Here is a 13387-nt window from a genome sequence, read left to right as displayed (position 1 = left end):
AATTGAAAAAATAATGTTTTCAGCGATTCGAGTTATTTTTATTGCGGCTTTATTTTTGGTCTACGGTCATGCACAAGCGGAACTGCAGCCTTCAACAAATCCAACTAAAAAGAATGTAATTCGGACGATTTGTTTGGATGCAGGGCATGGAGGAAAAGATCCAGGGTGCTTAGGCCCCAAGGGTGCCCGCGAAGGGAAAGTTACGTTAAAGATTATTTTAGAATTAGGACGCAAATTAAAGGCGGAATACCCAGATTTAAAGGTGATATATACCCGCGAAACAGATGAATTTATTGAGTTATTTGAGCGAGCTGATATTGCGAATCGGAACAAAGCAGATTTGTTTATTTCGGTACACTGTAACGCAGCAACGAATAAGTCGGCCTACGGAACCGAAACCTACACTATGGGTTTGCACAAAACAGACGGTAATTTGAACGTAGCAAAGCGTGAAAACTCGGTTATCCTACAAGAGAAAGATTACCAGACTGCTTATAATGGATTTGATCCAAGTTCACCATTAGCGCACATTATGATGGCAAATTACCAAAGTGCCTTTATGGCTAGCTCGGTCAAATTCGCTTCATTAGTAGAAGACCAATTTGCAAAAACCTACAAACGGAAAAGTTTTGGGGTAAAGCAAGCTGGATTTTTGGTAATTTGGCGTACGGCTATGCCCAGCGTACTCGTGGAGACGGGTTTTTTGACTAATGCCGAGGAAGAGGAATATTTAAACTCAGAGCACGGACAATCCCAAGTGGCAGATGCCATTGCAACAGCATTTAAGAAGTACAAAGAAGACATAGAAAGATAGCCCAAATGTTCAAAAGCAACGAATTAAAGGTAGGTTTTTTGGCCCTAATGGCCTTTTTAATCCTCTATTTTGGGTTTAATTTCTTGAAAGGGAATGACCTATTTTCGAAATCAAATACCTATTATATTCAGTATGATAACGTGGATGGGTTGACAGCATCCAACCTGGTCATGATCAATGGAGTTGAAGTAGGAAAAGTCAAAAAGGTATTTTTAGACCCTTTGGATGGGAATAAAATCAAAGTCGAAATCTGGGTTAAAAAAGGGTTGATTTTGCCTGATAAAACCATTGCTTATTTATCAGATGGGGCATTGCTAGGAGGGAAAGTCATTCGGTTAGAGTTGCAGGGTAAGGGAGCAATTGCCGACGAAGCTTACATAACTGGCGTGAATGAAAAAGGACTTTCTTCTTTGCTTAAGGAGCGGGCATTGCCGGTCCTTTCTAATGCAGATTCGTTATTAGTTTCTTTCCGGAAGGTAAGTGGGAAGTTTGAAAAAACAGGGTTGTACCTCAATCGTTTAATTGAAAATTCCAATAGTGCTGTATCGAACATTAATGGCTCAGTGAATACGCTCGTGGCTGAAAATAGTGTGAATATCAAACAAATTACGGCCAACATGCGTACGTTGTCTCAAAGTTTAACCGAAACAGAAAAGCAGCTAAAACCGTTATTGATGAAGTTTAATTCGGTAGCCGATTCCATTCAGGCGGCACGGATTGGGCAAACCATACAAGAGGCCAGCCGGGCGATTGTTTCGCTCCAACGAATCGTTTCAAAACTAGAACAAGGTCAGGGAAGTGCGGGTAAATTTTTGACAAACGACTCACTTTATACGGGCCTGAATAAGACGATTGTAGATCTAGATCGCCTATTGATAGATTTTAGAACGCAGCCGAAGCGTTATATACATTTCTCTGTTTTTGGGAAAAAAGACCCCAATCCGCCCACTGATAAATAGACCCTTACATGGTTACGAAGCAATTGCTTATTTCGGCATCTGTTGAAATAACGAATATTTTAATGGCCGAATTGGGCGAAATTGGATTTGATATTTTTGAAGATCTTGACTCAGGGATAGCTGCGTATTGTTCGGCAGATGTGTATGACGCGGATCAAGCGAAAGAAATTATAGACCGCTATCTATTTTTAGGGCCTATTGATGTTGTTTACAATGACATCGAAAAGGAAAATTGGAATGCTGTTTGGGAGACTAATTACGATCCGATTAGCATTTCAAATAAAGTTCATATTCGAGCTAGTTTTCATGAGGCTGATGAATCCTTTCCGCTTGAAATTATCATTAATCCCAAAATGTCTTTTGGTACCGGTCATCATCAAACTACGGCGTTGATGGTAGAGGCATTGTTGGAAATAAATTTGACCAATAAAACGGTGCTTGATGCAGGCACAGGCACAGGCATTTTGGCTTTTGTTGCCTGGAAGCGTGGTGCTTTGCGTGTTCATGGTTTTGATATTGATTCATGGGCCGTGGAGAATTCCATAGAGAATGCCGGACTCAATGATTGTACTTCAGTGACTTTTTCACTTGGAAATATTCGGGATGAAGATGCAACCGTATACGATGTTTTGATTGCAAATATTAATCGAAATATTCTACTGGACGAATTGGAAGAATATTCGAAGCGGATTCGTTCGGGAGGTTATTTGTTCTTAAGTGGGTTTTATACGTCCGACGTATCTTTGTTGGCCGAAGCAGCCAAGTTACATGGGCTTACATTGCAGATTCAATCTGAGAAAGAGCATTGGGCATGTCTACGATTGATAAAGGCTTAGATTAAAATATCGGCAAAAAAATCATTAATTCATGAAAAAACCTTATTTTTGAAGGTTTTACGCATATAACTCGTTGGTTCGAGTTTTTTATAGCACATGAAGATCTCCCCAAACAAACCCTTTCAGGTTGTTTACTCTTTATTATCACATGAATGCTTGGGCTACTTGTTCGAGGTGTTTGTCGTGCAATTAAATGAGAAGGGTCAGTTGACTTGGGAATATCAAACCCTTACCACCCGCAATTACCATGAATTTGTTGCAGGCTTGGATGAGCGCGATGAGGCATGTGTGAAGTTGATTGAAGGAATGAAGCCTGCGGCCATTTTTGAAAAATACAATACATCGAAGCGCAAAACGATTGAGGAATTTTATCTCAAAACCTTTGATCCTGAGAAAGGGGATAAGGAGATTGCTGAATCAGTACACGCTAATATTGAGCGTCGGCGGGCTCAAATATTTGAACTTATTTGCCCAGATAAAACGCTTTTCATCATGGGGAATGATGGAAACCCCATGCGGCAGTCGGTGCAAATCCAGGCTGAAGCTGTTGAGGTTTTGTTTCATTTCATGCGTAATGAAGAGAATACACATTATTTCCCATCATTAAAATATCAAGGAAACAAGCTTGAGTTCCAATATAAGGATGCGCTAATGTTATGCGATGAACCAGCTTGGATGCTTTTAAATCAAAAATTATATCACTTTAAGCCCCAGTTAGAAGGTAAGAAATTACGCGCTTTTCTGACCAAAAAATTTGTAGTCATCCCCAAAAATATGGAGGAAGACTATTTTCGAAAATTTGTAAAAGCGATGGTTGCCCGTTATCCGGTGCATGCCAAAGGATTTGAAATAACGAATACGGAGAAGAATTGCCAGTACTTATTATCCTATGGTCCGATTGTGCCTAAGTTTGATGGGGATGATAAGCCAACTTCGAAAAAAGCATTAGAAGCGGCGGATCGCTGGCAATTTGTATTATCATTTCAGTATGGGAACAACCGTTTTCCTTGGGATGGTTTGGCGGCGGAGGCGAATGTTCTGTTTGAGAAGAAAGCCGATAGTTTTGCATTTCAAAAGATCATGCGTTCGCTTGTCAAGGAAAAACGCAGTTTCCAAAGTTTGAAATCGATGGGCTTGCCGATGGAATCAGATGGTAGGGCTACGATTTCTCGTTCAGATGCTGTCCAATGGCTGACCGCTCACAAACAAGATTTAGATCAAGCTGGCTTTACCGTTCACTTTAAAGGAGATGGCTCAGCTCCGCGCTACTTCTTAGGGAAGCCAGAAATTAGTATTCGTATTGGTGAGAAATTTGATTGGTTTGACATTCAAGCCATTATTTCGTTTGGCCAATTTCAAATTCCATTTTTGAAGATTCGTCAATTAATTCTTCAGAAGAAAAAGGAATTTCATTTGCCGGATGGCTCCATCGCCATTATTCCAGATAACTGGTTTCACGATTACCAAGATTTATTTTATTTCTCCGAGACACGTCCCGGTGATGATGGCGTTTATCTGCGCAGACAGCATTTTCAGTTGATTCAGGAGTGGGAAAATCAGGATTTGGTCAAGACTTCATTGAAGGCAAAAACCCTCAATGACCTGAAGTTAGAGACGAAGGAATTTCCGATTCCAAAGAATTTCAAAGGAACACTTCGTCCGTATCAGCTTGAAGGCTACCGGTGGATGCGAACGCGTCAAGTGGCTGGTTTAGGGGCATGTTTGGCGGATGACATGGGTTTAGGAAAGACGGTACAAACACTGTGTTTATTGCAAAGTTTAAAGGAGCAAGGAGAGACACTTCCAACATTACTCGTGATGCCCACTTCTTTGTTATATAACTGGGAAATGGAGGCTAAAAAATTTACGCCTCAGCTTCGTGTAATGGTTTATAGTGGGCCCCAACGGGAGAAATTACAGGCTCAAATTGGCAAGGTTGATTTGATTTTGTGTTCTTTTGGAATGGTGCGCTCGGATATTGATTGGTTTGAAAAGCAGTCATTTAGCTATGTTATTTTGGACGAGTCGCAGGCGATTAAAAATCCGCTCGCAAATATTACCAAGGCAGTGCAAAAATTAAATGCCAAATTTCGTTTAGTTATGACAGGCACACCGTTGGAGAATTCCACGATGGACTTGTGGTCGCAGATGAATTTCGTCAATACAGGCTTGCTTGGTACACAACGATATTTCAAGGATTCTTTCCAAATACCTATCGAGAAAAAGGCGGATGGTGATCAGAAAAAGCGTTTATACTTTTTGATTAAACCCTATTTATTACGAAGAGAGAAGCGTCAGGTGGCGGCCGACTTACCTGAAAAGATGGAATCGATTACGTATTGCGCTATGTCGGAGGAGCAAGAACGCTTGTATGATAAAACGAAATCGTTTTACCGTGACATCCTTTTAAAGCAGATTAAGGATGAAGGATTACAAAAATCGCGCTTTTCGGTGTTGCAAGGATTAACGAAATTACGCCAATTAGCCAATCACCCGGCCTTGTGTGAAGAAGGATTTACTGGGGAATCAGGTAAAATGGAAGCGGTGTTAGAAAAGCTAGAAACGGTGTTAGAGCAACATCATAAAGTGTTGATTTTTAGCCAATTTGTTCAGCATTTGGGATTGATTCGGAGGGCTTTGGACGAACGAGGTATCGCTTATGCATATTTAGATGGTAGTACATCTGACCGTATGGGTCAAGTGGAAAGTTTTCAAAAAGATGATGGGCAATCCGTTTTCTTAATTTCACTTAAGGCCGGTGGAGTAGGGTTGAATTTAACGGCTGCCGACTATGTATTTTTGTTGGATCCATGGTGGAATCCAGCTGCAGAGGCACAAGCGATTGACCGAGCCCATCGGATTGGCCAAAAGAAAACGGTGTTTACTTACAAGTTTATTAGCAAAGAAACAGTTGAGGAGAAAATTCTTTCGCTCCAACAACGCAAATTGGATTTAGCGAATGATCTAGTTACGTCAGATGAAAGTATTTTACGTGCTTTGAGTGAGGACGAGGTCTTGGATTTATTAAGCTAGCGTTTTACCAATACATTTTTGGCCACTTCGTGGCTAATCAATACCGGCGGATTATTGTCGATGCGGAGTGATACCGATAAATCAAATGCATTTATTTCAATTATTTCCAACGTCGCCCCCAATCTTAAGTTAAGTTTGGTCAGCAATTGTAGAAAAACGGCGGAGTCTTGAGCTACACCTAAGAGATTACCCGCTTTTCCGATAGGCATATTGGCCAACGATACATACCCTAATTGTGGTAAAATCCCATCTTTGTTCGGAATAGGATCGCCGTGTGGATCAGACCTCGGGTAGTCCAAAAAGGCATCTAACTTGTCGATGAGTTCTTCTGACTCGATATGTTCGAGTTGCTCTGCGATTTCGTGCACCTCATCCCAATTGAATCCCATCTTTTTTACGAGAAACACTTCCCATAAGCGATGCTTACGTACTATATCCAATGCTAATTTTTCACCTAGGCTACTTAATCGAACGCCTTGATATTTTTGATAGTTTACCCAACCCTTTTCAGACATTTTACGAAGCATGTCTGTCACTGAAGCCGCTTTATTCTGAGTTAATTCAGCAATGGCATTGGTTGAAATGTCCTCTTTAGTTGACTCGGATAGCCTAAAAATAATTTTCAGATAGTTTTCTTCTGCGAAGGAAATAGCCATATTATTGATTTAAAAATCAAAAGTACAAAAAAATTTGTACTAATATTTTTAGGTAAGTCTAAAAATTATTTTAGAATATTCTATATATTTGATTTTTGATTTTCATTTATGTCTAAGCCTTGGCGTTCTGAAGTTAAAACTCATTCACTGAGTGAAGTTTATGCGAGCATCCCTATTCCTAAAGGAGGGAGTTTTTGGAAGAATCTTCGTGCTTTCATGGGTCCTGGTTTTATGGTAGCTGTTGGCTATATGGATCCCGGAAATTGGGCAACGGATTTAGCTGGTGGAGCGCAATTTGGGTACACGTTGTTATCCGTTATATTAATATCAAGTTTATTTGCTATTCTTTTGCAGCACTTAGCCTTAAAGTTAGGGGTCGCCTCGGGACGTGACTTGGCTCAAGCATGTGGCGATGCCTTTTCCCGACCTGTCGCAATTTTCTTATGGGTGATTTGTGAACTTGCGATTGTGGCCTGTGATTTAGCTGAGGTTATAGGTTCGGCATTAGCTTTAAATTTGTTGTTTGGGATACCTATTTTGGGAGGAATTGTTATTACAATATTAGATGTTTTCTTGATTTTATATTTTCAAAATCGGGGATTTAGGGTTCTTGAATCAATCGTTTTGGCACTTTTGGGCGTAATTAGCGCCTGCTTTATTTATGAGATTTTTATAGCTCAGCCGGAAATTGGCCCTGTATTGCAAGGCTTGATTCCATCGGCGGGAATTTTTCAGGATTCCAATCAATTATATGTAGCAATTGGTATTTTAGGCGCGACCGTCATGCCGCATAATTTATATTTACATTCAAGTATTGTTCAGACGCGGGCTTTTGCTCATACAGATGAAGAACGGACGAAAGCCATTAAATTTGCCACATGGGATTCAACGCTTTCCCTTTCTATTGCCTTTTTTGTTAATGCTGCAATTCTTATTCTGGCAGCTGCGGCGTTTCATTGGAGTGGACAACAGCATGTAGCCGATATTCGGGATGCGTATGAATTGTTAAATCCTGCCTTAGGGAGTCGGTGGGCTGCTATTTTGTTTGCTATTGCCTTATTAGCTTCTGGCCAAAATGCTACGTTAACAGGTACTCTAGCGGGTCAAATCGTTATGGAAGGGTTTTTAGATTGGCGCTTGAAACCTTGGATTCGTCGTTTGATTACACGTATGTTGGCTATTTTACCCGCTTTTTTTATTACTTGGGTCTGGGGAGAAAGTAAGATTGGCGATTTGTTAATTTTTAGCCAAGTTGTTCTTTCTATGCAACTTAGCTTTGCAGTTATACCGCTTGTTTTATTTACTAGTGATGCAAAAAAGATGGGCAAATTCGTGAATGTACCTTGGTTGACCGTCAGCGCATGGATCATAAGCGCCATAATCTTAAGTCTTAATTTGTATTTATTAGCGCAGATTTTCTTTGGCGCGTAGCCAGTGGTTATTATTTCCAACTTGTTCGATTGAGTCCCACATAAAATCTTTAAATGGACTTTTGATTCCTTTTAAAAGAGATACATCTGATCGGATTTTCAGGATATCATTAGACAATCCTGCCGTGTAAAATGCCTCCAAGGTTTGCGCACCTCCCTCTACCAAAATTGATTGAATTCCCTGGTCATGACAATATTTCATTATCCCCAAAAGCAGATTTTCTCCAAGCGCTATCCATTGTTTATTACTTTCTTCATACGAGAAATCTTGTGTAAATATGATGACCGCACTTTCGTCAGTCATGAGTGTTATGTCGCGACGCATGCGGTTGTGGGGATCAATGACCATACGTATGGGGGTATTGCCCGGCCAAAATCGTGCATTTAATTTTGGATTATCAGCATTGGCCGTATTTACGCCAATCAAAATTGCCTGATGCTGTGTGCGTAATTTGTGTACCAGTTTTTGGCTAAGTAGATTTGAAAAGCCAACAGGCTCTCCCGTTTCACGCGCAATAAATCCATCGCTAGATTCTGCAAATTTTAGTGTGACCCACGGCCGTCCTTTATCATGAAAATGAAAAAAATGCCGATTTAAATAAACTCCTTTTGATTCAAGTATGCCTATGTCAACTGCGATTCCCGCTTGTAAAAGTCGTTGCATACCTTTTCCTGAAACAAGTGGATTGGGGTCTAAATTACAGATGACGACGCGAGCGACCCGTTCTCGAATTAACAAATCAGCGCAGGGAGGCGTTTTTCCAAAATGACTGCACGGTTCTAAATTTACATATACAGTTGCTCCCTTTGCTGTATTAGTAAGGTTCTTAAACGCATTTACCTCTGCGTGCGAATCACCATATCGGGCATGATACCCTTCACCGATGATCTTGTTTTCGAGTATAATTACGCAGCCGACTAACGGATTAGGTGCAACGTGCCCATCGCCTAACAAGGCCAGGTCTAGCGCACGTTGCATCCAAATTTCGTCGTTAGTCATGTTCAACTTTTTTCCGGCTTGATGACATATAACTGTAAATTGCTGGAATGATGTATAGTGTTAATGTGGTTGAGAATAACATACCTCCTACGACTGCTATACCCATCGAAACCCGGCTTTGAGAGCCTGAGCCTAAGGCTAAAGCAATAGGTAAAATACCCAAAATCGTACAAAGCGATGTCATGATAATAGGGCGGAAACGAGCAGATGCTGCATTTTTTACGGCCTCCATTTTCATTAATCCCGTATCTTTTTGTTGGTTCGCAAACTCAACAATCAAAATACCATTTTTGGTCACGAGGCCAATCAACACGATAATACCAATTTGCGAGAAAATATTCAATGTTTGTCCGAAATCCCACAGGGATAATAACGCACCTGCAACGGCCAAAGGCACCGTAAATAGTATGATGAATGGATCAATAAAACTTTCAAATTGGGCTGAAAGGATTAGGTAGATCAACAAGATTGCTAACGCAAACGCGAAAAGTAATGAGGAGCTTGATTCTTTAAACTGCTTACTTTGGCCATCATAGGCTGTCGAGAAAGATTCATCAAAAGTCTCTTTCGCAAGTTTATCCATTTCGTCAAGAGCCTCACCTAATGTTACCCCTTTGGCCATTTGTGCGGTCACTGTCGCTGCTGAATAGCGGTTAAAACGAAATAATTGCGGCGGCGTACTCTGCTCAGTTATTTTGACCATGTTGTCCAATTGAATCAAATCACCCCGGTTATTTTTTACATAAAGGGATTTGAGATCATTTACATCATTTCGAGAGGTACGGTTGATTTGTCCAATTACCTGATATTGCTTTCCGTCCATGATAAAATATCCGAATCGACGGCCAGAAAGGCCTAATTGGAGCGTTTGGGCGACATCTTGAATCGATACTCCCAAATTTTGAGCTTTGGAACGGTCAATCTCCAATCGTAGTTCTGGTTTGGTGAACTTTAAATTAATATCTGAAATTTCAAATTTGGGAGATTCGCGTACTTTAGCCATAAATTGTGGCATCAATTTTTTTAATCTTTCGAAATTTGGTGCTTGAACAACAAAAGCAACGGGCAATCCCCCACCTCCTCGTTGACCTGTCTGTAAAGTAGGCTCTTGATATACAATAGATTTCGCGCCTGTGAATTTCTTCACTTTGGGTTGAATTGCATCCACGATAGCTTGTTGGCTCCTACGCTTCGTCGTGTCGTTCAACAAAACACGAATAAAGCCTGAATTCGAACCCGCATTTCCAAATCCCGGCGAAGTAATTGTATAAATTGATTTTCGTTCTAATTCGGGAATTTCGTTCATAAGAAATTTTGAAATTTCATCCGTAAAATTGAGCATATATTCAAACGTAGCCCCTTCAGGTGCTGTTGCATTAATCCGCAATTGACCTCTGTCTTCGAGTGGAGCTAATTCAGAAGGAATAGCACCTGTTTTGAAAAGAGTGTAAATTACGCCCATTAACCCGACCATGATTACCCATGCGAGCCAACGAACTTTTAAAAATGAATTTAGTGAGCTTTCGTATGCCAGCGTCATCCATACAAAGAAAGGTTCGGTTACATTGTAAAACCATGGTTTTGAATGGCCACCCTTGAGTAATTTAGAGCTTAACATGGGCGTTAAGGTTAACGAAACAAAGGCGGATATGATGACGGAACCGGCAACTACAATACCAAATTCACGGAATAATTGACCTGTAATACCCTCCAAAAAGATAACGGGCAAGAAAACCGCTGCTAGTGTAACCGTGGTCGAAATTACGGCAAAGTAAATCTCATTTGAACCTGCCAAGGCCGCCTGCCAAGGTGTTAAACCTTCCTCGATTTTGGAGTATATGTTTTCCAAAACAACAATAGCATCATCTACGACAAGTCCAATGGATAAAACGATTCCAAGTAATGTGAGCACATTGATGGAGAATCCAGCCAAATACATGAAAAAGAATACCCCAATTAACGATACCGGAATGGCAGTTAACGGAATGATCGTAGATCGCCAATCACGCAGAAATAGGAAGATAACGATTGTCACTAATAAGATAGCTATCAAGATTGTTTCCTCTACCTCTTCGATGGATTTACGCACGTATCTGGTGTTGTCATACCCCTCCTTCAAAATAACATCACCGGGGATGGTCGTTTGAATTTGCTTCATTTTTTTATGAATCTGGTCGACAATTTCAATTTGATTTGAACCCGGCTGCGGAATCACCGCAATCGAAATCATGGGGACCATGTCACGTTTAAAGAATGTTTTCTCGTTTTCGGGGGCTAATACAGCATTACCAACATCTGAAAATTTCACTGAGCGGTCACCTTCTTCTCGGATGATTAAGTTATTGAAATCTTCCACCGTAGATAATCGGCCCTGTGTACGCACGGTAAGTTCGGTATTGTTTCCCTCGATACTGCCAGAAGGAAGTTCGATATTTTGTTTCGTTAACGCATTCACGATGTCGGGTGCCGTTAAACGGAATGAGGCCAAGCGCTCTGGATCGATATTTAAACGCATCGCATATTTCTTCTCGCCCCACATTTGAACTGAAGAAACTCCAGGAATTGTTTGTAGTTTTTCCTTCACACTACGCGTAGCAATCTCATTTAAGCTTAATAAATCCCTTGCATTGGAATATATATTCAAGTTGTAAATGGGGCTTGAATCGGAATCCGCTTTAGAGACAACTGGCGGATCAACATCTTTTGGTAATAATGCCAACGAGCGTGAGACACGATCACGAACATCGTTCGCCGCATCTTCAATGTTGACCGACAAATCAAATTCGATCGTTATACTGGACCTTCCGTCACGACTTGTACTGGAAAGTGTCTTAATACCGGCGATACCATTTATTGATTCCTCGAGAGGTTCCGTAATTTGAGATTCAATAATGTCGGCATTCGCACCTGTATAACTTGTCTGCACCGTAACTACCGGTGGTTCGACGGATGGATATTCGCGAATTCCCAAATAGGAATAGCCAATTAATCCAAATACAATAATTGAGACCGACATCACAATGGATAGGACTGGGCGTTTAATACTAATTTCTGATAAAGAGGCCATATGTTAAGCTAGGTTTTTTTGTGGTAGTTGGGCATAAACGTCTTCGAACGTTAATTCGGACGCTGTGCCTTTTGAGTTAAATACTATCTGGGCAAGACCATCATGTTGATATGCGCCAGAATATACATTGTATTGATCGAAATTTATAAATTGACCGCAAAGAATCAGTGCGGGAATTCGAAATGCGTTTGCAATATGTGCTGGTCCTGATTCCACACCTATGAAATATTCCGCATCGCGGATAATCTGCAATGTTTCATGGAGGCTTGTTTTTCCTACAAGCGAAGTGAATCGAGATGATTGATACGCCAATGGCTCAATTATGCCTATTTCAACGACATTAACATCGTTTTCTGTAATAATCTGATCGATTAATCGGCACCATAATGGATCTTGCCAATCACGCATTTGGGCATTGGATTTGCGATGAATAATCCAATATGGTTTTTGCAAAAAAGTGTTTTTCGCCCCTTTTTCGAGGTAGATATGTGGATATCCGATCAATTTTCCAAGGTCGGCTAATTGCGAAACGACTTCTAATAGATTGAAATGGTGAAGGTAGTTTTCCTTTGTTATTCCCATCTCAGCTGCTTTAGAATTTTTTAAAAATTGTCCCGGGAAGAAAGGATCACTTCGTAAATCACCAAGGTGCAAATTGTAAAATAGGTCAAATGGGTGTTTTTTCGTTACATACATGCTGAACAACACGCTTTGCTCGTCGACGAGTAATTCGATTTTTGGGTGATTTTCAAGTATTGCGCGAAAAGCGGGCTTTATAATCCACACAATTTTTGCCGAGGGGAATTTGCCACATAAAGCTTCAATTATCGGTTCTGCCGCAACGATATCACCGAGGTGCTCAGCGAGCAATATCCCTATGAATTTATCTGTTGGCCGCCTCCATTTTTGTACGCGAATTTGCAAATAGAATCGAACATAGGCAATTTGAGCTGCTAGCACGTGAGCTAGCTTGCGCCATTTATATTGCCATACAGATTGATTCCACAACATGTCTTTTTATTGAAGAACTTCTTTGATTTCAACTTCGCCGTCTGGTTTCACTTGAATGATACCATTGGTTATTAGCGTGTCCCCAATGCTTAGGCCTGAAATGATTTCCACATTCTTTTCGCCTCTGTTTCCTAATTCGACTTTCACAGGAATTGATTTGCCATTTTTGACAATGAAAACTCGGCTTCCTTTTGCCTCAGGAACAACAGATTCGGTTGGAATAAGAATTGCATTACCTTTGGTTTTTAAGATCAAATTCACCTTTGCAAACGCTCCGGGCACTAAATTTCCTGATGGATTAGGTGCTAGGGCACGTATTTGAACCGTACGTGTTAAGGGGTCAATTTTAGGATCGATGGCATATACATTTCCGCTGTACATTTTTTCTTCACTCTCTGTTATAAATTCGATTGTGCTTCCCTTGCGGATGGCCGTCGCATATTTTGCAGGAATGGAGAATTCAATTTTGGCTGGATTTGTATTCGTTAATGTCGCAATCCGCGTTGTGGGTGAGATATAACTACCCAAGGACACATAGCGAAAACCTATCGTTCCTGCGAAGGGTGCTAAAACGGTCGTTT

The 13387-nt window shown here is 40.7% G+C and carries 10 protein-coding genes; 5 read left to right on the top strand and 5 right to left on the bottom strand.

The annotated features are described in order from the left end of the window. The first annotated feature begins 13 nt into the window (after nucleotides 1-13). From AC1W6K_RS05160 to AC1W6K_RS05145, 4 genes are all read left to right on the top strand, one after another. The gene (locus tag AC1W6K_RS05160) at nucleotides 14-814 is read left to right on the top strand and encodes an N-acetylmuramoyl-L-alanine amidase family protein (protein WP_481719359.1); all 801 of its coding nucleotides are present in this window, start codon (nucleotides 14-16) and stop codon (nucleotides 812-814) included. A 5-nt stretch (nucleotides 815-819) separates the two neighbouring features. Further along, nucleotides 820-1773, top strand: a complete 954-nt coding sequence (locus tag AC1W6K_RS05155) for an MlaD family protein (protein WP_481946700.1) — start codon at nucleotides 820-822, stop codon at nucleotides 1771-1773. 8 nt (nucleotides 1774-1781) lie between these two features. After that, nucleotides 1782-2609 carry a 50S ribosomal protein L11 methyltransferase gene (prmA, locus tag AC1W6K_RS05150; RefSeq protein ID WP_481946699.1) on the top strand — a complete coding sequence of 276 codons (828 nt, stop codon included), beginning with the start codon at nucleotides 1782-1784 and terminating at the stop codon, nucleotides 2607-2609. Nucleotides 2610-2705: 96 nt separating this feature from the next. Beyond that, nucleotides 2706-5642: a DEAD/DEAH box helicase gene (locus AC1W6K_RS05145; RefSeq protein ID WP_481946698.1), complete on the top strand. Its 2937-nt coding sequence runs from the start codon at nucleotides 2706-2708 to the stop codon at nucleotides 5640-5642. Here the strand turns inward: AC1W6K_RS05145 and AC1W6K_RS05140 are convergent. Continuing rightward, on the bottom strand, nucleotides 5639-6298 hold the full coding sequence (locus AC1W6K_RS05140; RefSeq protein ID WP_481946697.1) for a metal-dependent transcriptional regulator: 660 nt from the start codon (nucleotides 6296-6298) through the stop codon (nucleotides 5639-5641). The genes AC1W6K_RS05145 and AC1W6K_RS05140 overlap by 4 nt on opposite strands. 108 nt (nucleotides 6299-6406) lie before the next feature. On the opposite strand from AC1W6K_RS05140, the gene AC1W6K_RS05135 reads away from it, so the two are divergent. After that, nucleotides 6407-7729 (top strand): Nramp family divalent metal transporter, encoded by a 1323-nt coding sequence (locus tag AC1W6K_RS05135; RefSeq protein WP_481946696.1) that lies wholly within the window; start codon nucleotides 6407-6409, stop codon nucleotides 7727-7729. Here the strand turns inward: AC1W6K_RS05135 and ribD are convergent. The 4 genes from ribD to AC1W6K_RS05115 form a co-directional block, all read right to left on the bottom strand. Continuing rightward, nucleotides 7703-8728 carry a bifunctional diaminohydroxyphosphoribosylaminopyrimidine deaminase/5-amino-6-(5-phosphoribosylamino)uracil reductase RibD gene (gene ribD / locus AC1W6K_RS05130; protein ID WP_481946695.1) on the bottom strand — a complete coding sequence of 342 codons (1026 nt, stop codon included), beginning with the start codon at nucleotides 8726-8728 and terminating at the stop codon, nucleotides 7703-7705. The two genes, AC1W6K_RS05135 and ribD, sit on opposite strands and share 27 nt — an antisense overlap. Then, nucleotides 8721-11795 carry an efflux RND transporter permease subunit gene (locus AC1W6K_RS05125; protein WP_481946694.1) on the bottom strand — a complete coding sequence of 1025 codons (3075 nt, stop codon included), beginning with the start codon at nucleotides 11793-11795 and terminating at the stop codon, nucleotides 8721-8723. Before AC1W6K_RS05125 ends, ribD begins: the two co-directional genes overlap by 8 nt. Before the next feature lie 3 nt (nucleotides 11796-11798). Next, nucleotides 11799-12806, bottom strand: coding sequence for a glycosyltransferase family 9 protein (locus tag AC1W6K_RS05120; RefSeq protein WP_481946693.1), 1008 nt, complete (start codon nucleotides 12804-12806; stop codon nucleotides 11799-11801). A 6-nt stretch (nucleotides 12807-12812) separates the two neighbouring features. Then, nucleotides 12813-13387: efflux RND transporter periplasmic adaptor subunit (locus tag AC1W6K_RS05115; RefSeq protein ID WP_481946692.1), on the bottom strand; the 575-nt coding region annotated here is incomplete at its 5' end.

The sequence above is a fragment of the Aquirufa sp. genome (assembly GCF_964796385.1).
Note: the sequence above shows the minus strand (reverse complement) of the source record. Positions and strands in the feature narration are given on the sequence as shown.